22 protein-coding genes and 1 tRNA gene are annotated in these 20,550 nt (G+C 71.8%); 15 read left to right on the top strand and 8 right to left on the bottom strand.

All coding sequences use genetic code 11. The annotated features are described in order from the left end of the window. Window positions 1-6 precede the first annotated feature (6 nt). Complete coding sequence (locus tag ACIBG8_RS37950; protein ID WP_397348030.1) at window positions 7-1,632, top strand: serine/threonine-protein kinase; 1,626 nt, start codon at window positions 7-9, stop codon at window positions 1,630-1,632. Here the strand turns inward: ACIBG8_RS37950 and ACIBG8_RS37955 are convergent. Next, window positions 1,625-2,212, bottom strand: a complete 588-nt coding sequence (locus ACIBG8_RS37955) for a TetR/AcrR family transcriptional regulator (RefSeq protein WP_397348031.1) — start codon at window positions 2,210-2,212, stop codon at window positions 1,625-1,627. The genes ACIBG8_RS37950 and ACIBG8_RS37955 overlap by 8 nt on opposite strands. A gap of 47 nt (window positions 2,213-2,259) precedes the next feature. On the opposite strand from ACIBG8_RS37955, the gene ACIBG8_RS37960 reads away from it, so the two are divergent. Together ACIBG8_RS37960 and ACIBG8_RS37965 are read left to right on the top strand one after the other, a co-directional pair. Then, window positions 2,260-4,587 (top strand): ATP-binding cassette domain-containing protein, encoded by a 2,328-nt coding sequence (locus ACIBG8_RS37960; protein ID WP_397348032.1) that lies wholly within the window; start codon window positions 2,260-2,262, stop codon window positions 4,585-4,587. A 124-nt stretch (window positions 4,588-4,711) separates the two neighbouring features. Beyond that, entirely contained in the window at window positions 4,712-5,671 is a 960-nt protein-coding gene (locus ACIBG8_RS37965) for a quinone oxidoreductase family protein (protein WP_397348033.1), read from the top strand. Window positions 5,672-5,809: 138 nt separating this feature from the next. Here the strand turns inward: ACIBG8_RS37965 and selD are convergent, their stop codons facing one another. Then, a complete protein-coding gene (selD, locus tag ACIBG8_RS37970) occupies window positions 5,810-6,799 on the bottom strand; it encodes a selenide, water dikinase SelD (RefSeq protein WP_397348034.1) in 990 nt (329 codons plus the stop codon). Window positions 6,800-6,808: 9 nt separating this feature from the next. Between selD and selA the strand changes: the two genes are divergently transcribed. The 8 genes from selA to ACIBG8_RS38010 all read left to right on the top strand — a co-directional run bounded on the left by selA (window position 6,809) and on the right by ACIBG8_RS38010 (window position 12,548). Then, the gene (selA, locus tag ACIBG8_RS37975) at window positions 6,809-8,074 is read left to right on the top strand and encodes an L-seryl-tRNA(Sec) selenium transferase (protein ID WP_397348035.1); all 1,266 of its coding nucleotides are present in this window, start codon (window positions 6,809-6,811) and stop codon (window positions 8,072-8,074) included. 10 nt (window positions 8,075-8,084) lie between these two features. Further along, window positions 8,085-8,177, top strand: a tRNA-Sec gene (locus ACIBG8_RS37980). A 21-nt stretch (window positions 8,178-8,198) separates the two neighbouring features. Beyond that, entirely contained in the window at window positions 8,199-8,612 is a 414-nt protein-coding gene (locus ACIBG8_RS37985; protein ID WP_397348036.1) for a rhodanese-like domain-containing protein, read from the top strand. Next, entirely contained in the window at window positions 8,603-10,315 is a 1,713-nt protein-coding gene (gene selB, locus ACIBG8_RS37990) for a selenocysteine-specific translation elongation factor (RefSeq protein ID WP_397348037.1), read from the top strand. The genes ACIBG8_RS37985 and selB overlap by 10 nt, the downstream gene beginning before the upstream one ends. 63 nt (window positions 10,316-10,378) lie before the next feature. Then, window positions 10,379-10,924, top strand: coding sequence for a MauE/DoxX family redox-associated membrane protein (locus ACIBG8_RS37995; protein ID WP_397348038.1), 546 nt, complete (start codon window positions 10,379-10,381; stop codon window positions 10,922-10,924). Next, entirely contained in the window at window positions 10,921-11,463 is a 543-nt protein-coding gene (locus ACIBG8_RS38000) for a hypothetical protein (RefSeq protein ID WP_397348039.1), read from the top strand. The genes ACIBG8_RS37995 and ACIBG8_RS38000 overlap by 4 nt, the downstream gene beginning before the upstream one ends. Before the next feature lie 28 nt (window positions 11,464-11,491). After that, complete coding sequence (locus tag ACIBG8_RS38005) at window positions 11,492-11,854, top strand: hypothetical protein (RefSeq protein WP_397348040.1); 363 nt, start codon at window positions 11,492-11,494, stop codon at window positions 11,852-11,854. Window positions 11,855-11,999: 145 nt separating this feature from the next. Next, window positions 12,000-12,548 carry a hypothetical protein gene (locus ACIBG8_RS38010; RefSeq protein ID WP_397348041.1) on the top strand — a complete coding sequence of 183 codons (549 nt, stop codon included), beginning with the start codon at window positions 12,000-12,002 and terminating at the stop codon, window positions 12,546-12,548. A gap of 36 nt (window positions 12,549-12,584) precedes the next feature. Here the strand turns inward: ACIBG8_RS38010 and ACIBG8_RS38015 are convergent, their stop codons facing one another. Then, the gene (locus ACIBG8_RS38015) at window positions 12,585-13,307 is read right to left on the bottom strand and encodes an SDR family NAD(P)-dependent oxidoreductase (RefSeq protein WP_397348042.1); all 723 of its coding nucleotides are present in this window, start codon (window positions 13,305-13,307) and stop codon (window positions 12,585-12,587) included. Window positions 13,308-13,361: 54 nt separating this feature from the next. Between ACIBG8_RS38015 and ACIBG8_RS38020 the strand changes: the two genes are divergently transcribed. Together ACIBG8_RS38020 and ACIBG8_RS38025 are read left to right on the top strand one after the other, a co-directional pair. Next, window positions 13,362-13,904, top strand: a complete 543-nt coding sequence (locus ACIBG8_RS38020; RefSeq protein ID WP_397348043.1) for a TetR/AcrR family transcriptional regulator — start codon at window positions 13,362-13,364, stop codon at window positions 13,902-13,904. Further along, window positions 13,901-14,506 (top strand): LysE family translocator, encoded by a 606-nt coding sequence (locus ACIBG8_RS38025; RefSeq protein WP_397348044.1) that lies wholly within the window; start codon window positions 13,901-13,903, stop codon window positions 14,504-14,506. Before ACIBG8_RS38020 ends, ACIBG8_RS38025 begins: the two co-directional genes overlap by 4 nt. Here the strand turns inward: ACIBG8_RS38025 and ACIBG8_RS38030 are convergent. The 3 genes from ACIBG8_RS38030 to ACIBG8_RS38040 form a co-directional block, all read right to left on the bottom strand. After that, on the bottom strand, window positions 14,484-16,121 hold the full coding sequence (locus ACIBG8_RS38030) for an FAD-dependent oxidoreductase (RefSeq protein ID WP_397348045.1): 1,638 nt from the start codon (window positions 16,119-16,121) through the stop codon (window positions 14,484-14,486). The two genes, ACIBG8_RS38025 and ACIBG8_RS38030, sit on opposite strands and share 23 nt — an antisense overlap. A gap of 439 nt (window positions 16,122-16,560) precedes the next feature. Next, window positions 16,561-16,953 (bottom strand): TIGR03618 family F420-dependent PPOX class oxidoreductase, encoded by a 393-nt coding sequence (locus tag ACIBG8_RS38035; RefSeq protein WP_397348046.1) that lies wholly within the window; start codon window positions 16,951-16,953, stop codon window positions 16,561-16,563. Window positions 16,954-16,956: 3 nt separating this feature from the next. Continuing rightward, entirely contained in the window at window positions 16,957-17,550 is a 594-nt protein-coding gene (locus ACIBG8_RS38040; protein ID WP_397348047.1) for a dihydrofolate reductase family protein, read from the bottom strand. Window positions 17,551-17,632: 82 nt separating this feature from the next. Here ACIBG8_RS38040 and ACIBG8_RS38045 point away from each other — a divergent pair, with 82 nt between their 5' ends. Next, on the top strand, window positions 17,633-18,088 hold the full coding sequence (locus ACIBG8_RS38045) for a winged helix-turn-helix transcriptional regulator (protein ID WP_397348048.1): 456 nt from the start codon (window positions 17,633-17,635) through the stop codon (window positions 18,086-18,088). Here ACIBG8_RS38045 and ACIBG8_RS38050 read toward each other — a convergent pair. Further along, window positions 18,085-18,924, bottom strand: a complete 840-nt coding sequence (locus ACIBG8_RS38050) for a patatin-like phospholipase family protein (protein ID WP_397348049.1) — start codon at window positions 18,922-18,924, stop codon at window positions 18,085-18,087. The two genes, ACIBG8_RS38045 and ACIBG8_RS38050, sit on opposite strands and share 4 nt — an antisense overlap. A gap of 291 nt (window positions 18,925-19,215) precedes the next feature. Between ACIBG8_RS38050 and ACIBG8_RS38055 the strand changes: the two genes are divergently transcribed. Further along, the gene (locus ACIBG8_RS38055; RefSeq protein WP_397348865.1) at window positions 19,216-19,506 is read left to right on the top strand and encodes an RNHCP domain-containing protein; all 291 of its coding nucleotides are present in this window, start codon (window positions 19,216-19,218) and stop codon (window positions 19,504-19,506) included. Window positions 19,507-19,513: 7 nt separating this feature from the next. Here the strand turns inward: ACIBG8_RS38055 and ACIBG8_RS38060 are convergent, their stop codons facing one another. Then, a complete protein-coding gene (locus tag ACIBG8_RS38060; protein WP_397348050.1) occupies window positions 19,514-20,512 on the bottom strand; it encodes a 1-acyl-sn-glycerol-3-phosphate acyltransferase in 999 nt (332 codons plus the stop codon). Between the last annotated feature and the right edge of the window lie 38 nt (window positions 20,513-20,550).

Consider the following 20,550-nt stretch of genomic DNA (forward strand, 5'->3'; position numbering starts at 1 on the left):
CGCGCTGTGAACCAGATCGGGCGATACAGGCTGCTGAACGTGCTCGGCCGGGGCGGTATGGGTACCGTCCACCTGGCCGAGGACCCCACGGGGCAGCACGTCGCGATCAAGGTGATCAACCCGGAGCTCAGCCAGAACGAGCAGTTCCGCAGCCGTTTCCGCAGGGAGGCCGACGCGGCGCGGCGGGTGCGCAGGTTCTGCACGGCGGCCGTGCTCGAAGCGGCGCTCGACGGCGACCAGCTCTACGTGGTCACCGAGTACGTGCCCGGCCCGAACCTGGAGGAGGCGGTCAGGCAGTCAGGCCCGCTGCGCGGCTCCAGCCTCGACGCCCTGGCCGTCAGCGTGGCCACCGCGCTCACCGCGATCCACGGCGCGGGCGTCGTGCACCGCGACCTGAAGCCGTCGAACGTGCTGCTCTCCCCCGTCGGCCCGCGCGTGATCGACTTCGGCATCGCCCGCGCCCTCGACTCCCTCGACGGCGTCACCGGCACCGGCGAGCTGATCGGCACGCCCCGCTACATGGCGCCCGAGGTGCTGCGCGGCGAGCCGGTCGCGCCTGCCTGCGACGTCTTCTCGTGGGGCTGCCTGATGGCCTTCGCGGCGACCGGCCGCGCGCCGTTCGGCGGCGAGGCGCTTCCCGCGGTCATCTACCAGGTGCTCAACACGGAACCCCTCCTCGACGAGCTCGAACCGGGGCTCAGGGAGCTGGTCATCGCCGCGCTGGCCAAGGACCCGGCGAGGCGGCCGACGGCCCAGCAGCTGCTCGACCACCTCATCGGCCGCTCAGCAGCGCCCGAGCAGGCCGCGCACACGGTGCAGGTGGCCTGGCAGCAGAGCGCGCACCAGCCGACGAGGGTCGAGGAGCGGCGCAACAGCAGGCAGCGCGACCGGTCGAAGCTCATGATCGGGCTGGCAGCCGCCGCTGTGCTGGTCATCGGCGGCGGGGCCACGCTGTGGGCGCTGTCGGGCGGCGGGCCGCCCACCGACCTGCCCGCGCTCTTCCAGGACGACTTCAACAACACCAGCAGCGGCTGGGACAGCAGCACCTACGACCCGCTGGCGGACAAGAGCTACGGCTACACCTCCGAGGGCGCCTACGGGCTGGACGCGGCGGAGGACGCCGAGGAGAAGTGGGCGCAGGCCCCGGTCCCGTTCGTGGTGGAGGCTCCCGCGACGCCCGAGCCCTCGGCGTCACCGACCCCGGTCCTCCCGACGTCGTTACTGATCGGCGTGGACGCGACGGTCAGGAAGGTGCAGGGCAGCGGCGAGTACGGCCTGTGGTGCAGGGGCGACAACAACGGCACCTACTACGACTTCACCCTCGACTCGACGGGCAACGCCCGCATCAGGCGCGTCGTCGACGGCGCGGGCGGCAACCTGGCCCAGCCGGTCAAGGTGGGCGTCCTCAAGACCGGGCAGAAGGTGCGCCTGGAGGCGTCGTGCGACCAGGTCGACACCGCGGTGCGGCTGACGATGTGGGTGGACGGCAAGCGCATCCACCAGGTGGACGACGCCAACCCGCTGAAGAGCGGCTCGCTCGGCATGTTCAGCCGCGTCTCCAAGGGCAGCAAGTCGGTCATCAAGGTCACCTACGACAACTTCGAGCTGCGCGGCAAGCAACCGACTAAATGACCCCCTGCCTGGCCGCGGCCAGCGCGGCGTCGGCCGCCCGGTCCGCGTCCCGGTCGGTGACCGGCTCGTGGGTGACGAACAGCCGGTAGTAGACCGGCGCCACGGCCACCCTGATCACCTCTTCCGCGTCGACCCCCTCGGGCAGCTCACCGCGCTCGACCGCCTTCCTGATCACCACGGCCGACTGCTCGTGCCTGGCCGCGTAGAAGGCGTTGAGCGCTCCGGCCGCCGCGGGGTTCTGCATCGCCGCCGCCACGAACGCCGACGACACCGGCCCTGCCTCGGGATCGGCGAACCCGCTCCGCACGAGCCGGACGATCTCCCGCAGGTCGCCCTCGACCGTCCCGGTGTCGGGGATCGGCCACGGGTCGCCGACGGCGTAGTCGAGCGCGTCGGCGATGAGCCCCTCAGCGCTGCCCCAGCGCCGGTAGACGGTCGTCTTGTGCACTCCTGACCTGATGGCGACGTTCTCCACGGTCAGTCCGGCGTAGCCGCGTTCCACCAGCTCGGCCAGCGTGGCCTGCCGTACGGCCTCGCGCACCCGGGCGCTGCGGCCGCCGGGTCTCCTGTCGGGTTGCAAAAACTACTCCAGTTGCGTTAGTGTCCTTAAAGCAACAATAGTAGCGATTGGAGTTCGTTCTGACCACACAGCTCACCCTCAAGGACGTGACCATGGCGTACGGCGAGCGGGTCGTGCTCGACCACGTCACCCTGAGCGTCAGCCCCGGCGAGCGCGCCGGGATCGTCGGCGAGAACGGCAGCGGCAAGTCGACGCTGCTGCGGCTGATGGCCGGGGTGTCGCGGCCCACGGCCGGGACGGTCACCGTCAGCGGGTCCGCCGGTCACCTGGGCCAGACGCTCGGCCTGCCGGGCTCGTTCACGGTCGCGCAGGCGATCGACGCGGCGCTGGCCGAGTTCCGCCTGATGGAGCGGGACATGCAGGCGGCGGCAGAGGCCGAGGACATGGAGACGTACGGCGAGCTGCTGACGGCCTACGAGGCGCGCGGCGGCTACACGGCGGACGCGCGGGTGGACCGGGCGCTGGACGGGCTCGGCCTGGGTTCCCTGCCGCACACCCGGACCCTGCGTACCCTGTCCGGCGGGGAGCAGGCGCGGCTCGGGCTGGCCTGCGTGCTGGCGGCGGCGCCGGAGATCCTGCTGCTCGACGAGCCGACCAACCACCTCGACGCGTCTGCGCTGGCCTGGCTGGAGGAGCGGCTGCTGGAGCACCGGGGGACCGTGGTGACCGTCTCGCACGACCGGGTCTTCCTCGACCGGGTGGCGATGGCGATCATCGAGGTCGAGGGCGGCTCGATCACCCGCTTCGGCGGGGGCTACACGGGGTTCCTGGCGGAGAAGGCTTCGGCGCGGGCCCGGTGGGAGCAGGCGTACGCCGACTGGCGGGCGGAGATCGGGAGGCTGCGCGAGTTCTCGGTGACCACCGCGCACCGGGTGGCCGCCGGGCGCGAGATGCGGGACAACAACAAGATGGCCTACGACAGGAACGCGGGCCGGGTGCAGAGCTCGATCGCCGGTCGCGTCCGCCAGACCCAGGAACGGCTCCGCCGCCTGGAGGCCGCCCCTGTGCCCCGCCCGCCCGAACCCCTGCGTTTCCAGGGCCTCCCCTCCTCCGGATCCGGCTCTGGCGAGCGGGTGCTCCTGTGCGGGCCCAACGGCGCGGGCAAGTCCACGGTGCTGCGGCGGCTCGCCGCGCGGGCTCGTGGCCGGGTCGGGTACCTGCCGCAGGAGGTGAGCTTCGATCCGTCGCTGACCGTGCTCGCCGCCTACCGGCAGGGCAGGCCGGGGTATGAGGACGACCAGCGGAGGGCCCTGCTGGCCACCGGGCTGTTCGCGCCTGAGACGCTCGACGTCAGGACCGGCGAGCTGTCGGAGGGGCAGCGGCGCAGGCTCGCCCTGGCCAGGCTCCTGGCCGGCGAGCACGACGCCCTGCTGCTCGACGAGCCGACCAACCACCTCTCGCTGACCCTGGTGGAGGAGCTGGAGCGGGCGCTCGACACCTACCGGGGCACGCTCGTCGTCGTGTCGCACGACCGGGCGCTGAACGACCGTTTCCGAGGAAAGAGGATCGACGTGAACCAGTTCCAGGTGGGCGAGGGCGGCCCCTACGGCATCACGACCGGGCCGGACGGGGCGTTGTGGTTCACGCTCGTGCACGCGGGCGCGATCGGCAGGATCACGGTGGACGGCTCGGTCGGGACGTTCCCCCTGGACCCGGCGGACGGCGGGCCCACGGTCATCACGCCGAGTCCGGACGGCGCGCTGTGGTTCACCGAGTTCCACGGCCACCGCGTCGGCCGCATCACCACGTCCGGCGAGATCTCGTCCGTCGACCGGCCCGAGGCCGGGCCGTACGGCATAGCGGCGGGGCCGGACGGCGCGATGTGGGTCACCGAGCTCCAGTCCAACACGATCACCCGCATCGCCGTGGACGGCGCGGTCACCACCTACGACGTGCCGGTCGAGGGCGCGATGCCGTCGGCGATCACCAGGGGCCCCGACGACGCGATGTGGTTCACCATGAACACCGCGAACGCCGTCGGAAGGATCACCATGGACGGCGAGTTCACCATCCACAGGCTCCCGACCGACGCGGCCGCCCCGGTCGGCATCACGGCGGGCCCTGACGGCGCCTTGTGGTTCGTGGAGATCGGCGCGGGCCAGATCGGCCGCATCACCGTGGACGGCGAGATCACCGAGTACCCCCTGAAGACCCCCGAGGCCCGCCCCCACGCGATCGTCCCCGGGAAGGACGGCCTGTGGTTCACCGAATGGGCCGCCTGCAAGCTGGGCCACATCACCTTGGACGGCGAGATCACCGAGCACGACCTCCCTGGCGAGGAGCCGCACGGCCTGACCCTCGGCCCCGACGGAGCGGTGTGGGTGGCGATGGAGAGCGGCTCCCTGACCACTTACCGGCCCGGCACAACGATGTAACGGCGATCGGCCCGTCAGACCGCGTGCCGTGGGAGAGGCCGCGCGCCCACGGCGGCGGGTGGCGATCCCACGGCTCCGCCGTAACAGAAGGAATTAACGATCAGCGAAAGCTGGTTGCCGAGGTATGCGCGCAATCGTTATCGCCGAGCACGGCGGCCCAGAGGTCCTGGAGTACAAGGAGCACCCCGATCCGGTGCCCGGCCCCGGTGAGGTGGTGGTCGACGTCGCCGCCTCCGGGGTGAACTTCATCGACATCTACCACCGCAAGGGCGTCTACCCGCTCGAAATGCCCGCGCCGCTCGGCGCCGAGGGCGCGGGACGCGTCTCCGCCGTCGGCCCAGGCGTCCACGACTTCCGGGCCGGCGACATGGTCGGCTGGCTCAACATCCTCGGCAGCTACGCCGAGAAGGCCCTGGTCCCGGCCGAGCGCCTCGTGCGCGTCCCGGACAACGTGCCGGCGGACCTGGCCGCCGCCGCCCTGCTGCAGGGACTGACCGCCCACTACCTCACCCACTCCACCCACGAGGTGCGGCGCGGCGAGAACGTCCTCATCCACGCCGGCGCGGGCGGCATGGGCCAGCTCCTCATCCAGCTCGCCAAGCTGCGCGGCGCCCACGTGATCACCACGGTCTCCAGCGACGAGAAGGAGAAGCTGGCCCGAGCCCTCGGCGCCGACGAGGTGATCCGCTACGACGGGTTCGCCGAGGCGGTCAGGAGGGTCGTCCCGTCCGGCGTGGACGTGGTCTACGACGGGGTCGGCGCGGCCACCTTCGACGGCAGCCTCGCCTCGCTGCGCCGCCGGGGCCTCATGGTCCTGTACGGCGCGGCCAGCGGCCCGGTGCCGCCCTTCGACCCGCAGCGGCTCAACAAGTCGGGCTCGCTCTACCTCACCAGGCCCACGCTGGACCACTACATCGACGACCACGGCGAGCTGCTCGCCAGGGCCGCCGACGTGTTCGGCTGGATCGAGTCGGGGCAGCTCAGGATCGACATCTCGCACCGCTACCCGATGGCGGAAGCGGCCCAGGCCCACGAGGACCTCGCCGCCCGCCGCACCACCGGCAAGCTGCTCCTGATCCCCTAGAGCTCCCAACAGAGCCCCAGAGATGGGAGGGTCCCCTCTCTGGGGGGTTCTTGGGCGCTCTCAAGGTGAGGGCCCCAAGAGGAAACCATTCATCTCTGTGAGGGCGGAGATTTGGTGGAGGTCCTTTGTTAGGAGCTCTCAGCGCACGATGACGGTGTGGTCGGTGGGTGGGCGGAGCTCGCCGATCACCGTCGCGCCCGGGATCTCCCCCGCGACGAGCAGCCCGCCCGAGGTCTGGGCGTCGGCCAGCAGGATGAGCAGGTCCTCCGGCACCCCCTCCGCGTCCAGGAAGGGCGCCACCCAGTCGAGGTTGCGCCGCGACCCGCCGGGCACGTACCCCGCCTGCACGGACGCGCGAGCCCCCTCGATGAGCGGCACGGCAGCCGCGTCCACCACCGCCGTCACGCCCGAGGCCCGCGCGAGCTTGTACAGGTGGCCGAGCAGCCCGAACCCGGTCACGTCCGTCGCGCACCGCACCCCAGCCGCCAGCGCGGCGGCGGACGCGTCCGCGTTGAGCGCGGTCATCACCTCGACGGCCTGCGGGAAGCTCTCGCCCGTCGCCTTGTGCCTGTTGTTCAGCACGCCCGACCCGATCGGCTTCGTCAGGGAGAGCGGCAGCCCGGCTCGCCCCGCGTCGTTGCGCATCAGCTTCGCCGGGTCGGCCACGCCCGTCACGGCGACGCCGTACATGGGCTCCTCCCCGTTCACGCTGTGCCCGCCCGCCAGGTGGCACCCCGCCAGCGCCGCGACCTCGGCCCCGCCTTCGAGCACCCGCGCAGCGACCTCGTACGGCAGCCCCTCCCTGGGCCAGACCAGCAGGTTGAGCCCGACCAGCGGCCTGCCGCCCATCGCGTAGACGTCGGAGAGCGCGTTGGCCGCGGCGATCCGCCCCCAGTCGTAGGGGTCGTCGACCACGGGCGTGAAGAAGTCGGCCGTGCTGACGATCGCGGTGTCACCCTGAAGGCTGACCACGGCGGCGTCGTCGCCGGTCTCGGTTCCGACGAGGAGCTCACCCAGGGGGTTCTTCGGCGGGGTGTGCCCGAATCCGGCGAGCATGGCCTCGAGGTCGGCCGCCGGGATCTTGCAGGCGCAGCCGCCGCCCTGGGCATATTGCGTCAATCGCAGCATGATCACATCATGACCGATATCCGTAGGTTCGTCCCCCGGACCGATGCCGTACTGTCCGACCCCCTGCTCGCCGACGCGGTCGGGCGGCTGGGCCGGGAGCGGGTGAAGGCCGCGGTGCACGAGGCGCAGGACCAGGCCAGGGCGGGCACGATCACTCCGGGCGAGGTCGTGAGCGCGGTGCTCAAGAGCCTCCGTGGCACCCGCAGGGTGATCAACGCCACCGGCGTGCTCCTCCACACCAACCTCGGCCGAGCCAGGCTGTCCGCCAGGGCGCTGGCCGCGGTGGAGGTGGCCGCCGGGGTGACGGACGTCGAGCTGGACCTGGCGACCGGGCGGCGCGGCAGGCGGGGCAGGGACGCGATGGCCGCCCTCGCCGCGGCAGTGCCCGCCGCCGAGGCGGTCCACGTGGTCAACAACAACGCGGCCGCGCTCGTCCTGGCCGCCACGGCGCTGGCGCAGGGGCGCGAGATCGTGGTGAGCAGGGGCGAGCTGGTCGAGATCGGCGACGGGTTCCGCCTGCCCGACCTGCTGGCCTCGACCGGCGCCCGGCTGCGCGAGGTGGGCACCACCAACCGCACGAGAGTCGCCGACTACCTGGACGCGATCGGGCCGGAGACCGGGTTCGTGCTCAAGGTGCACCCGTCCAACTACCGCATCGAGGGCTTCACCCACACGCCGGGCATCCCCGAGCTGGCCGATCGCGGGGTCCCGCTGGTGGCGGACGCGGGCTCCGGGCTCCTCGCGCCTGAGCCGCTGCTGCCCGACGAGCCGGACGCGGCGACCTGGCTCGCCCAGGGCGCCGACCTGGTGACGGCCAGCGGCGACAAGCTCCTCGGCGGCCCGCAGTGCGGCCTCCTGCTGGGCCGGGCCGACCTGGTCGAACGGCTGCGCAGGCACCCGCTGGCCAGGGCGCTGCGGGTGGACAAGCTCACGCTCGCCGCGCTGGAGGCCACCCTGTCCGCCCCCACCCCGACGCACGAGATCCTGCACGCCGACGAGGCGGAGCTGTGGCAGCGGGCCAAGGCCCTGGTGACCCGGCTCGCCGACGCGGAGGCCGTACCCTCCACGGCCACGGTCGGCGGCGGCGGGGCCCCGGGGGTCGGCCTGGGCAGCGTGGCCGTCTCGCTGCCCGAACGGCTGGCCGAGCCGTTGCGGCTGGGCGACCCGGCGGTGCTGGGCCGGATCGAGGGCGGGCGGCTGCTCCTCGACCTCAGGACCGTGCTGCCGGAGGAAGACGACGATCTCCTTCTTCTGCTCAGCGATCTTGGCCGTTAGGATCGCCTGCGGAGACGTCAAGGAGTCTGGTGGCCCTCCCGGTCTTCAAAACCGGTGGCGCCGAGTATCTCGGCGCGGCGGGTTCGATTCCCGTCCGTCTCCGCTACTCCGATCGGGGGGTTGGATGGGCGTCGACGACCTGCTGAACCGGGCGCGTGAGGGGATGCGCCGCCTCAGCCCGCTGGAGGCGTTCGAGGCCTGCCGGGCGCGGGACACCCTCATCGTCGACACCAGGCCCGAGTTCCAGCGGCGGCGCGACGGCGAGGTGCCGGGCACGATCGTGGTCGAGCGCAACCACCTGGAGTGGCGGCTCGACCCGCGCTCGTCGGCGCGCATCCCCGAGGCCTTACCCGGCGTCCAGTGGATCGTGCTGTGCGACGAGGGCTACTCCTCCAGCCTGGCCGCCTGGTCGCTGCGTCAGCTCGGCCTGACCCGCGCCACGGACGTGATCGGCGGGTTCCAGTCCTGGCGCGCCGCCGGGCTGCCGGTCGAGCGGCCCGCCTGGCCGACGAGCCCCCGGCTGGCGCCGTGCTCGTGATCGCCACCGCCGGTCACGTCGACCACGGCAAGTCGACGCTGGTCCGCGCGCTGACCGGGATGGAGCCCGACAGGTGGGCCGAGGAGCGCCGCCGGGGCATGACCATCGACCTGGGCTTCGCCTGGTCCGCGCTGCCGTCGGGGCGCACCGTGGCGTTCGTCGACGTGCCGGGGCACGAGCGGTTCGTCACCAACATGCTGGCCGGGGTGGGGTCGTGCCCGGCCGCCATGATCGTGGTCGCGGCCGACGAGGGCTGGCGCGTGCAGTCGGGCGAGCACCTGGCCGCGCTCGACGCCCTCGGCGTACGGCACGGCCTGCTGGTGATCACCCGCGCCGACCTGGCCGATCCTGCCGGCGCGCTCGCCGAGGCGCGTGCCGCTCTGCGTGGCACGGGGCTGGCCGACGTGCCCGCGCTGGCCGTCAGCGGGACGACGGGCGAGGGCCTGCCCGCGCTGGTCGCGGCGCTCGACCGGCTGTCCTCAGAGGTGCCGGCTCCGCCGGTGGACGGGCCGGTGCGGTTCTGGGTGGACCGGGCGTTCACCGTGAAGGGCGCCGGGCTCGTCGTCACCGGCACGCTGGGAGCGGGCACCCTGCGGGTGGGCGACACGCTGCACGTGGACGGCTCGGCCATGCAGGTGCGCGGGTTGCAGTCGCTCGGCCTGAGCCAGACCGAGGTGCCCGCCACCGCCCGCGTCGCCGTCAACCTGCGCGGCCCCTCCCCCGTGACGCGCGGGACGGCGCTGCTGACCCCGGACGCGTGGCTGCTCACGACGACGGCCGACGTCCGGCTCTCGCCCGGCGAGCCGCCCAAGGGGGACGTCGTGCTGCACCTCGGGTCCGCCGCCGTGCCCGCCCGGGTCAGGCCGCTCGGCCCTTCGACGGCCCGGCTGACGTTCGCCAGGGCGCTGCCGCTGCGGGTGGGTGACCGGGCGCTGCTGCGCGATCCCAGCCGTCCCGCGGTGCGCGCCGGCGTGCTCGTCCTCGACGTACGCCCACCCGCCCTGGAGCGGCGCGGGGCCGCAGCCGCCCGGGGCGCGGCTCTCTCCGCTGTCGAGGCCCTTCCCGTCGCGGCGGATCTGCTGCGGTGGCACGGGCTGCTCAGCGGCGCCGACCTCGCCAGGATGGGCGTCGCCGTACCGGCCACGGCGCTGCCCGGCGGATGGCACGCCGATCCTGCTCACTGGGCGGGACTCGGGAAGGCGCTGGGAGAGGCGGTGGCGCGCGGGCCGCTGACCGTCGAGGCGGCCACCAGGCTGCTCGGCCTGCCGGACCGCCGCCTCACCGCCGCGCTGGTCGCCGAGCCGCTGGTCGTCGAGGCCGGGGTGATCCGCACCCCGGAGCATGGCCCGCTGACTCCGCGCCTGCTCAAAGCGGTCACCCTGCTGCACGACGACCTCGCGGGGAACCCCTTCCGGGCCCCCAGCGCGGAGCGGCTGGCGGAGCTCGGCCTGGCCCGCCGGGACCTCGCCGCGCTGCAGCGGGCCGGGTCCGTGCTGGTGATCGCCGACGGCGTGGTCCTGCTCCCCGACGCCGTCGATCAGGCCGTGAAGCACCTGCGCGAGCTCCCGGCGCCGTTCACCGTCAGCCAGGCCAGGGTGGCGCTGGACACCACGCGCCGGATCGCCGTGCCACTGCTGGAGTTGCTCGATCGGCTGGGCCGTACCAAGCGCCACGACAACGAGTCACGGAGCTGCACCCCCTGACGAAACAGGGCCATTCCTTTCACGGTATTGCTGGTTTTCGGACGTTCACTTACCTTGCCGATCATGACGAGCAGCACCGCGGGCGTCGTCGGGCAGGGTGCGCTCGTCGCCATCTTCCTCGTCGCGGCCCTGTCGAAGATCCTCACTCACCGCGACCTCACGCAGACCATCGCCAAGCTGGGGCCGGGCGCCGCGGCGCGACCGGCGACCCTGCTCGTGATCGGCGCGGAACTCCTCGCCGTCGTGGGCCTGACCGTCCTTCCCGGGCAGACCTGGCCGCGCGTGCTCATCGCGCTTCTGGCGCTGTGTTTCGCCGGGGCCGGAATCCGGGCGCTCGGGGTCAAGGAGAAGATCCGGTGCGGATGCTTCGGCGGCGGCCGGGCCGTGCTCGGGTGGCGTCAGGTCATGTACCTGCCGCTCTGGCTCGGGCTGGCGGCTCTGGCCGAGTACGCCTCGCCCGCGTGGAGCGTCGACGAGGGGCTGGCCGGGCTGGCGGGCCTCCTGCTGGTGCTGGTCGCCTGGAAACTGCTCGCCGAAGTAAGGCTCTGGCGAGTGCTGCGCGGTGACCGCCTGGTCATCCCTGAACCCAAGGAGGTGCCCGCCGCATGACGACGGTACTGCTCGTGGTGGTCTGCCTGCTGGCCGTGGGGCTGTTCCTGCAGATCGGCGCCCAGGTCGAGCTTTTCGAACAGGTCAAGCAGATCCGCGGCTATCTCGACATGGAGGACAAGCCCACCCCGGTGGAGCTGGGCTCGCTGGAGGGCGCGAGCCCGAGCCGATTCGGCCTGCCGGCCGTACTGGACCAGGCAGGACAGGCCATGGTGCTGTTCGTCTCCAACAAGTGCGAGACGTGCCGCAACCTCGCCTCGGCGCTGCGCGGTGGCGCGGTGCCCCCTTCGATGTGGGTCGTGGTCGTCCCGGTGACCGGGGACGGCAGCGAGTTCGTCACCGAGTTCGAGCTGCACGGCGAGCGGGTCCTCCTCGACGAGGGCGAGAAGATCGTCAACAGCATCGGCCTCGACCTCACGCCCGTCGCCCTCCACATCGCCGAGGGGAAGCTGACGCGGGCCCACACGGTGCCGACGATCAGGCAGATGTACGCGGCGGTCCCCGTCGCCTACTCCTTCTCCCTGACCGGGAAGCGCTGAGCCACCCCCCAAACCAGAAAGGCAGCACATGGACAAGATCTCGGACATGCCGAGGTCCAACCGCCGGGGCTTCATCGGCTGGATGAGCAAGATCGGGATCGGCGCCGTCGGCACGGTCGCCGGGATGACGGCGACGGCCAGGGCAAGCCACGCGGTCGAGCCCAACTGGAACTGCTGCAAGCTCGCCCTCCCCGACCTGTGGTGCCCGAAGAACGCCAGCGCGCAGTACTACTGCCCGCCCGGCTACACCATGAAGGTCTGGACCTGCTGCAGTGGCACAGCCCCCTGGCAGCGCAAGTATGCGTGCGGCGAGTGCACCCAGGGCGCCACCTGCGGCGACGGCCCGGTCTACTGCTCCGCCGGCTGGGTCGTCAGCGCCAACCGCTGCTGACGTGACCCTGGACACCTGGCTGACCATCGCGTTGCTCGTTCTCATCGCGAGTGCGGGCTTCGCGCAGCTCTTCAGCTTTTGAGGCCTCTCCTTCGTCGGATATCTCCGCCCCCTGGTTCAGGGGAGAGTACCCGGGGAGAAGGCCGTGTACCGGCCCCTCCTCGCGCTGGCGATCGGCTTCGCCGTCTCCGCCGTCACGATGTACGGACTGGTCCATCTCATCGGCAGCGGACTGCGCGGAACGGGTCCCAGGATCGCCGCCTGCGCCGTGCTGCTCGCCTGCATGGCCATCGACTCCGGGAAGTTCGGCCTCCGCACGCCCATGCTGCGGCGGCAGACACCACGTTCGCACTTCGCCCGGTTCGGTCCTGCCAGGGGCGCGTTCCTGTGGGGACTCGATACCGGGCTCGTCGTGACCACGTTCCGCGTCACGTCGCTGACGTGGGCGGCTCTCGGCGTGACGCTGTTCGGGCTGGTGCCCTGGTGGGCGGGCCTCTTCTACGCGCTCGGCTTCACCCTGCCCTCCGCCGTGATGGTGGCCGTCGTGCCGCCGTCGAAGGACCAGGAGGTCAAGGCCGAGCCGATCTGGCTGATGGAGTGGCTCATGGACAGGGAGAAGGCGGTGCGCGCCTACGCGTTCGCGCTGCTCACGCTCGCGTTCGCCGGGGTGCTGGCGACGGTGTTCCTCGGATAGGCGTACGGCGGGCAGCACGTGCTGCCCGCCGTACCCTCAGACGTGCGAGCCGCCGTCCACGCGGAGCTCCACGCCGGTCAGGTAGGCGCCGTCGGACGATGCGGCGAAGGCGATGGTGCCCGCGATCGCCTCCGGCTCACCGAAGCCGACCTGCGGCATGATCCGCCCGTAGAAGGACGCGTCGACGCCCTCGGGGAAGCTCACGCTCGTCATCAGCGGGGTCACGACACCACCGGGCGAGATCGCCACGACCCGCACGCCGTCCGCAGCCACCTCGGCCGCCAGGCTGATCGAGAACGCCAGCACGGCGCCCTTGGAGGCGGCATACGCCGTCATGAACGGATGGGCGTGGGTCGCCGAGGTCGACGCGGTGTTGATCACGACGCCCTTGGCCTCCCTGAGGTACGGCATGGCCTCGCGGCAGAACAGGAACGTGCCAAGCAGGTTGACGTCCAGCAGCCGCTGGAAGTCGGCCAGCGTCAGCGTGGCCAGCGGCGTCGTCTTGTGGATGCCCGCGACGTTGACGAGCACGTCGATGCCGCCCATCACGTCCGCTGCCGCTCGCACGGCGTCCTTCACCGACTGCTCGTCGGAGACGTCGGCCACCCAGGTCTTCGTCGGCAGGTCGGCCAGGCCCTCCGCGTTGCGGTCCACGGCGAAGACGGTGGCGCCCTCGTCGGCCAGGCGCAGCGCCGTGGCCCGCCCGATGCCGGTCGCCGCCCCCGTGAGGAGTACCTTCTTGCCCGCGAAACGCTCCATGACTCTTTCCTGTCTTTCAGTGAGACACCGATGTCTCGTCTAAGATAACCACTGATGACCACCACCGATTCCATGGCCAGGACCCGCGACGCGATCCTCCGCGCGGCGGCCACCGCGCTGCGCACCCACGAGCGGGCCGGGATGGCCGACATCGCCGCCGCCGCCGGCGTCGGCAGGGCCACGCTCTACCGCCACTTCGCCAACCGCGAGGACCTCCTCCTCGAACTGGGCAGGTTCGCCGCTGAGGAGTCCATCCGCGTGCTCGACGACGCGCGCATCGACGACGTGCCCGTGACCACCGCCATCACCAGGCTGACCAGGGCGCTGCTGACCACCGGCAGGGAGTTCTGGGTGGTGAGCAGCCACCGGCCGCAGCTGTGGCCCGAGGAGGAAGAGGTCGGCGTACGGCTGCGCGCCCTGGCCACGCGGGGACAGGCCGACGGGCTGCTGCGCGGCGACCTGGCGGCCGATCATCTCGCTGCGCTGCATGGTTCACTCATCATCGGCGCGCTCAGCGTGCCGCCGCTGTCGGAGCTGGGCATCGAGGACGCCACCGACATCATCGTGAAGCTGTATCTGGAGGGGGCTCGGGCGTGAACGGGATCTTAGGTTTCGCGGTGATGGTCGGGTTGCTGACCCTCACCCCAGGGCTGGACACCGCGCTCATCCTGCGCACGTCGCTCATCTCGGGCAGGCGGCCCGCCTGGGGCGTGGTGGCCGGGATCCAGGCGGGCACGCTGTCCTGGGGCGTGGTGGCGGCCGTGGGGCTGTCCACGCTGCTCGCCGCCTCGCAGGTCGCCTACGAGATCCTGCGGTGGGCGGGGGTGGCGTACCTGGTGTGGATGGGTGTGCGCATGCTGCTCCTGCGCGGGTCCTCCTCCTCGGTCGAGGCGCAGGAGGGCGGTTTCCTGGTGGGCTTCCGGCGCGGGCTGACGACGAACCTGCTCAACCCCAAGGTGGGCGCCTTCTACGTGGCCGTGCTGCCGCAGTTCATCCCGGCGGACGCGCCGCACGCGGCCATGGGGCTGCTGCTGGCGAGCGTGCACGTGGCCGAGGGGCTGCTGTGGAGCGCGGTGCTGATCGCCTTCACCGCCCTGGTCGGCAATGCTCTGCGCAAGCCCTCGGTACGCCGGTGGCTGGACCGGGTGACCGGGATGGTGATCGTCGGGTTCGGCATCAGGCTCGCGGTGCAGGACTGACGGCGATGTGGGTGGCCGCGACGTACCCGAAGGTCATCGCGGGGCCGAGCGTGGCGCCCGGGCCGGGGTAGGTCTCGCCCATGACGGCGGCGGAGACGTTCCCTGATGCGTACAGGCCCTCGATCGGGGTGCCGTCGGCGCGCAGGACGCGGGCGTCCACGTCGGTGACCATGCCGCCCTTGGTGCCGATGTCGCCGGGGACGATGGGGATCGCGTAGAACGGACCCTTCTCCAGCGGGGCGAGGTTGGGATTCCTCAGCGTCGGGTCGCCGTAGTAGCGGTCGTAGGCGCTGTCCCCGCGCCCGAAGTCCTCGTCCCTGTCGACGAACCCGTTGAACCGGGCGACGGTCGCGTTCAGCTTTTCCGGATTTATCCCCATTTGTACGGCGAGGCCGTCGATGGTCGGGGCCTTCTTGATGAATCCGGACGTCAGCCACGCCTTCTTGAACGGCTGGCCGGGGAAGTGGTTGAGCATGATGTGCCGGTTCTTGGTGCGCTGGTCGATGATCATCCAGGAGTGCACCGCGTCCTTGGCGTACATCGTGTCCACGAACAGGTGGTACGGCACGGCCTCGTTGACGAACCTGTCGCCGCGCGAGTCCACGACGATCATGCCGGGCACGGCGCGGTCGGTGACCAGGAAGACCGGCTTCTCCCCCGGCGGGACCGCCGTCGGCATGCCCCACACCCGGTCCATGAGGTCGAGCGCCGCGCCCGCCTTCAGTGCCGCGCCGATCACGTCGCCGGTCTGACCGGGCGCGGCCGAGGTCCAGGACGCGTCGGTCGGCTTCGGCAGGTATTCCTCGCGCAGCTTCTGGCTGTGCGAGAACCCGCCGGCTGCCAGGATCACGCCGCCGGTGGCCCTGATGTTCTTGCCCGCCGCCCTGATCCCGACGACCCTGCCGTCCTCGACGACGAGATCCTCGAACGGGGTGTTCACCCACACCTCGCCGCCCGCCTCGGCCAGCGACAGCCGTAGCCTGCCGACCAGCGCCTCGCCCAGCGAGGACCAGCGGGCGCCGGTGATCAGCGAGGAGATCGCGCGGAGGCCGATCTTGAGCGCCATGCGCTTGCCGCGCCAGGTACGCATGATCATGTTGACCTTGTGGAACTCGCGGGAGTTCATCACCATGCCGTAGGTCGGGAGCTCGGCTCTGCGCATGGTCTTGCGGAGCGAGCCGAGTTTGCGCAGGTCGAACAGCGACGGCTCCACGGAACGGCCCAGCGGCTTGCCGCCTGGGGCCTCGGGGAAGTAGTCGGCGTAGCCGGGCGTGTACTCGAAGCGCACGTGCCTGGTGTTGTCGTGCAGGAAGCGGACCATTTCCGGGCCGCGTTCCAGGTATGCCTCGCGGCGCTCCTCGGGGACGCGGTCGCCGACGGTCGCCTTGAGGTAGGTCCTGGCGTCCTCGCGGCTGTCGCGCAGGGCGGTGCCGTCGAGGTAGAGGTTGCCGGGGACCCAGATGGCGCCGCCGGAGAGGGCGCTGGAGCCGCCGTAGGAGGCGGTCTTCTCGACGACGAGCGCGGTGAGGCCGCGCAGCCTCGCGGTGAGCGCCGCCGCGAGTCCGGCGGCGCCGGATCCGACGACTACGACGTCATAGCTGTGATCCCAACGCATCGGCGAGCCTTCCCTATCTCACAACGAGACACCTCTGTCTCACCCCCACTCTACGCCACCCACAGAGAGAAGGACGAAGGGTCGAGTGGGAGGCGCTTCGGGGGCGGGGGGGGCTTCGGGGGCGGGGGGCGCTCCGGGGGGTGGGGCGCTTCGGGGGGGTGGGGCGCTTTGGGGGGGTGGGGCGCTTTGGGGGGGTGGGGCGCTTTGGGGGGGTGGGGCGCTTTGGGGGCGGGGCGCTTTGGGGGCGGGGCGCTTTGGGGGCGGGGCGCTTTGGGGGGCGACGAGAGGAGAAGGATGCCCTTCACCCCTCCCACCCCTCCCACCCCTCCACTCCTTTGACCTCCGCCCCTTGGGGCCTCAGGGAGTCTTGGGGTCTTGGGGTCTTGGGGGCGGGGGCGGGGGCGGGGGCGGGGGCGGGGGGTTCGCCTGTGCGGGCCGGTCAGGAGACGCCCACGGTCTGGTGTTCCGGGTCGATGACGGCGACGACGCGGTCCACGTCTCGCGTGTACGGCTGGCCGATGTACTTCTGCGCCAGCTCGTCGACGATCGCCCACCCCGCGTCCCCGTCGAGCCACTCCACCACCCGCCCCCGGATGATGACCGGCTCGAACGGGTTGTCCACCGGCGCCAGCGACAGCGCGACCCGCGGATCCCGCCGCAGATTACGCGCCTTACGCGACTCAGGCCCGGTGAGGATCACGATGCGCTCGCCGTACGTGCCGACCCACACAGGGACAGCGTGGGGAGCGCCGTCGGGCAGGACGCTGGCGAGGTGGGCGATCGAGGTGCCGTCGAGAGCGCGGCGCACGGTGGGGTTCAGCATGATGGTCATCTCCTAGTTCTCGACTGCGTAGTGGAGGTGCGTGACGCCGGGCGCGGGAACGGCCTCGACGAGGCGGAGCCGTACCTGCCCGGGAAGCGACTGGAAGAACGGCCGGCCAGCGCCGAGCAGGACCGGCACCTGGTGCAGGATCACCTCGTCGACCAGCCCCGCCTCGAGCGCCGCCGTCACGACCCCGCCGCCCATGAGCCCGACGTCCTTGCCGTCGGCAGCTTCACGGGCCGCCGCTATCGCGTCCGCGATGCCGGTGGTGACGAGCGTCTGCCGTTCGGTGATCTCCGGCGCCGCCCGGTGGCTGAGGACGACGAGCTTGGCCGCCGGGTGCGGGCTCCCGCCGCCGAAGTGCTCCGAGTCCTCGTAGGTGTTGCGCCCCGCCACGACCGCGCCGACGCGGGCGGCGAGGCTGTCGAAGACCGGGGCGCTGGCCTCGCTGAGCCGGAACCCGTCGAACACCTGGCTGGGTGTCTCCCCGCTGAAGTACCAGTCGAAGAGCATCGACCCGTCGCCGAGCCCGCGCCCGGCACCCGGGTCACGTCCGGTGATGTATCCGTCGACCGACACCGCGTGGGCGCTGATGACCTTGCTCATCGTCACACTCCTTTTGGGGTTCCTTAAGGAGACCGTAGCACGTGGAGTTTCTTCAGGGAACCCCAAGCGGTAGACTGATGCCATGCAACGCACGCAGTTCACCGAGATGGCCTGCTCCATCGCCCGCACCCTCGACGTGATCGGGGAGCCCTGGTCGCCGCTGATCCTGCGTGACGTGTGGGTGGGCATGAGCAGGTTCGACCAGATCCAGGCCGACCTCGGGATCTCGAGAAAGGTGCTGACCGAGCGGCTCAACCACCTGGTCGACCAGGGCGTGCTCGACCGCCGCCCCTACGACCAGCGGCCGCGGTACGAGTACCACCTGACGGAGAAGGGCGCCGAGCTGGTCGACATGCTCATGGTCATGACCAGGTGGGGCGACAAATGGCTAGCCGGGGAGGCGGGGCCTCCCGTGCTCTACCGCCATCACGCGTGCGGCGAGATCAGCCACGTCGACCTGCGGTGCGCCCACTGCGGCGAACCCATGCACGCGGGCGACGTCGACCTGCTGGAAGGCCCCGGCAGCCAGGGATCCTAGGACCAGGAGAGCTTGAGAGCGCGGCCCTGGGCGCGGCCCGCCTCGGCGGCGGGGAGGCGGGTGGAGGGGTCGAGCGGGTTGGTGCCGAACGTCGCCAGCGACGCCGCGTCCGGCTCCACGATCGCCACCTCAGCGCCAGAGGCCCGCAGGTCGGCGACCGCGTCGGCCAGGGGCTTCTCGGTGGGCAGCAGGGCGGCGTCGGTCGGCATCGGGGAGATCACCAGCACCCGCCGAGCCCCGGCGGCGAGGTCGGCGTTGTTGCCGTCGCGCACCCCGCCGTCCACGTACCGCCGCCCGTCGATGGTCACCGGCGGCCACACCCCGGGTACGGCGCAGCTCGCCGTCACCGCGTCCACCAGGCTCACGCCCGACGCGTTGTCGAAGACGCGCGGCTCACCGCTCTCCGCGTCCACCGCGACGATCTTCAACGCCCGCGCCGGCCACTCGTGCGACGGCAGCCGCGACTCGATCACCGCGCGCCGCTCCGGCTCGGACACGGTGTCCGCGGCGAGCGCGAACCCGCCCAGCCTGCGCCGGATGTCCGCGAAGCCGGACGCGCCCTGCAGCAGCGCGCCCGCCTGCGCGCCGAAGCTCGCCAGATCGACCTCCGCCATGATCTCCGCCGCCTGCAGCGCCGGGTCGACCTGGCGGGCGAACAGCTCCTCCAGGCTCAGCCCGCTGCCCAGCTGCGCCGCCACGGTCGAACCCGCCGACGTGCCCACGATCACGTCGGCGCCCGTCACGTCCTGGCCCGCGTCGGAAAGACCCGCCAGGAGTCCGGTCAGCCACGCGATCCCGGCGACACCGCCGCCGCCCAGTACCAATGCCTCAGCCATGCCTCGAAGATATTCGATTGCCGGCTACGCCAGAGCGGTGGTTGACTCCCGAACGAGCCACGAAAGAACGAGCCACGAAAGGAGGAGGAGTTGATGCCCAGGACCACGAAGGTCGCCGTCGCGCGCCTTCGGCAGAATCGACTCCTCCGGGGCTCCCGGCGGGGTTGATCCCGCATGGCGGCGTCGGCGGCGCAGTGTGCCTGGCCCGACGAACCCGCCACCCGGAGGCTCCCCTTGCCGCGCAATCGCGCCCGTTCTTTCCGCTGTGTCAACTGCCGTCTCGACGTGTCCATGGACGCGCCGGGGACCGCGCATCGCAACCACTGCCCGACCTGCCTGTGGTCGAGGCACCTCGACAACACCCCAGGTGATCGCGGCGCCGACTGCGGGGCCGGGATGGCGCCCATCGCCATCCAGGTGCGTTCCGGGGGCGAGTGGGCGATCGTGCACCGGTGCAACGCCTGCGGCGCGCTCGACGCGAACCGCATCGCCGGTGACGACAACCCGCTGACCCTGATGCGGCTGGCGGTCGCGCCGCTGGCGCAGCCGCCGTTCCCGCTCGACTGGTTCGCGACCCTGTAGGTCCTGGTCAGCCGCCCGGCCGCTCCGCTTCTCTGGGGGCGCGCTGGTCGGCTATCCAGGCGTCGATCTCCTCCCACTGGTCGTAGAGCCAGGCCACCCGCTCCTCCCGCGTCGCGGGAACCTCGCCCGAGGGCACGCGCCACCACTTGGCGGTGATGCGGGCCCGCACGGGGAGCTTGCGCCACACGTCGCCCACGGTGATCAGGTCGTCCAGGCCGGTGTGGGCCACGAAGATGACGTCGGCCGACGGGCACGCCTCGATCGCGGCGATCGCGCCGCCGGGGCGGGGAGGCAGGAGGTGGTCCATGGCTTCCGCGCGGGACGCCTCCTCCTCCAGCCCCTTGTCGCGCAGTCGCCGCACCGCCAGGCGCTTCCTGCGCGGCGTGAAGTTGCCACCCTCTGGGAAGATCACCAGCGCGTCGTCCGCGTCCATGGTCGACGCCAGGCGGCTGATCTCGTCGATCACGCCGCTCTCGGCCACCTTGCGCGGCACGAAGGCGTTGGGCAGCCGGTTGATCACGACGTCCAGCGAGGGGTCGTACTGCAGGGCCGCCTTCATCACGATCCGCGGCCGCCTGCCGTACAACGACAGGAGGTGGTAGACGAGCAGGAACGAGTCGCCCGGCCCGGCGTGGCGGGAGAGGACGATCACCGGGCGGGTCAGCCGCGCCGCCTGCTCGGCCGCGGTCAGCTCGGGCTCGTGGATGTCCACGGACAGCCGGAAGATCCGTACTGCGGTGCCGTACACCTTGCCGAGAAACCACCTGATCAGCGCGTAGTGCCGCTCCTGGTGCCGGTCCGTGCGCAGCCGCCCGCCGAACCCGCTGGCCACCCACAACCCCAGGCACACCACCAGCACGCCGCACTCCAGCGTCAGCCAGGCCACCGCGAACCACACGAACCGGGCACCGCGCCGCTGCGGCGGCGGCAGCCGTAGCGAGGCCGCCGCGACGACGATCAACCAGATCGGCAGCGTGACGATCACGAAGACGGTCAGCACGATCACCAGAGGGGCGAGAATCAGGCGCCGTATTATCCGAGGGG

Source organism: Nonomuraea sp. NPDC050556 (assembly GCF_044457355.1).
Lineage (GTDB): Bacteria > Actinomycetota > Actinomycetes > Streptosporangiales > Streptosporangiaceae > Nonomuraea.

What these genes read in the sequence shown, in the direction of transcription:
- ACIBG8_RS38020 (WP_397348043.1), top strand. Translation starts at nt 13,362, where the DNA reads ATGACCACCACCGATTCCATGGCCAGGACCCGCGACGCGATCCTCCGC.
- ACIBG8_RS38055 (WP_397348865.1), top strand. Translation starts at nt 19,216, where the DNA reads ATGGACGCGCCGGGGACCGCGCATCGCAACCACTGCCCGACCTGCCTG.
- ACIBG8_RS38045 (WP_397348048.1), top strand. Translation starts at nt 17,633, where the DNA reads ATGCAACGCACGCAGTTCACCGAGATGGCCTGCTCCATCGCCCGCACC.
- ACIBG8_RS38030 (WP_397348045.1), bottom strand. Translation starts at nt 16,121, where the DNA reads ATGCGTTGGGATCACAGCTATGACGTCGTAGTCGTCGGATCCGGCGCC.
- ACIBG8_RS38050 (WP_397348049.1), bottom strand. Translation starts at nt 18,924, where the DNA reads ATGGCTGAGGCATTGGTACTGGGCGGCGGCGGTGTCGCCGGGATCGCG.
- ACIBG8_RS38005 (WP_397348040.1), top strand. Translation starts at nt 11,492, where the DNA reads ATGGACAAGATCTCGGACATGCCGAGGTCCAACCGCCGGGGCTTCATC.
- ACIBG8_RS38040 (WP_397348047.1), bottom strand. Translation starts at nt 17,550, where the DNA reads ATGAGCAAGGTCATCAGCGCCCACGCGGTGTCGGTCGACGGATACATC.
- ACIBG8_RS37965 (WP_397348033.1), top strand. Translation starts at nt 4,712, where the DNA reads ATGCGCGCAATCGTTATCGCCGAGCACGGCGGCCCAGAGGTCCTGGAG.
- ACIBG8_RS38035 (WP_397348046.1), bottom strand. Translation starts at nt 16,953, where the DNA reads ATGACCATCATGCTGAACCCCACCGTGCGCCGCGCTCTCGACGGCACC.
- ACIBG8_RS37995 (WP_397348038.1), top strand. Translation starts at nt 10,379, where the DNA reads ATGACGAGCAGCACCGCGGGCGTCGTCGGGCAGGGTGCGCTCGTCGCC.
- ACIBG8_RS37985 (WP_397348036.1), top strand. Translation starts at nt 8,199, where the DNA reads ATGGGCGTCGACGACCTGCTGAACCGGGCGCGTGAGGGGATGCGCCGC.
- ACIBG8_RS38000 (WP_397348039.1), top strand. Translation starts at nt 10,921, where the DNA reads ATGACGACGGTACTGCTCGTGGTGGTCTGCCTGCTGGCCGTGGGGCTG.
- selA (WP_397348035.1), top strand. Translation starts at nt 6,809, where the DNA reads ATGACCGATATCCGTAGGTTCGTCCCCCGGACCGATGCCGTACTGTCC.
- ACIBG8_RS38015 (WP_397348042.1), bottom strand. Translation starts at nt 13,307, where the DNA reads ATGGAGCGTTTCGCGGGCAAGAAGGTACTCCTCACGGGGGCGGCGACC.
- selD (WP_397348034.1), bottom strand. Translation starts at nt 6,799, where the DNA reads ATGCTGCGATTGACGCAATATGCCCAGGGCGGCGGCTGCGCCTGCAAG.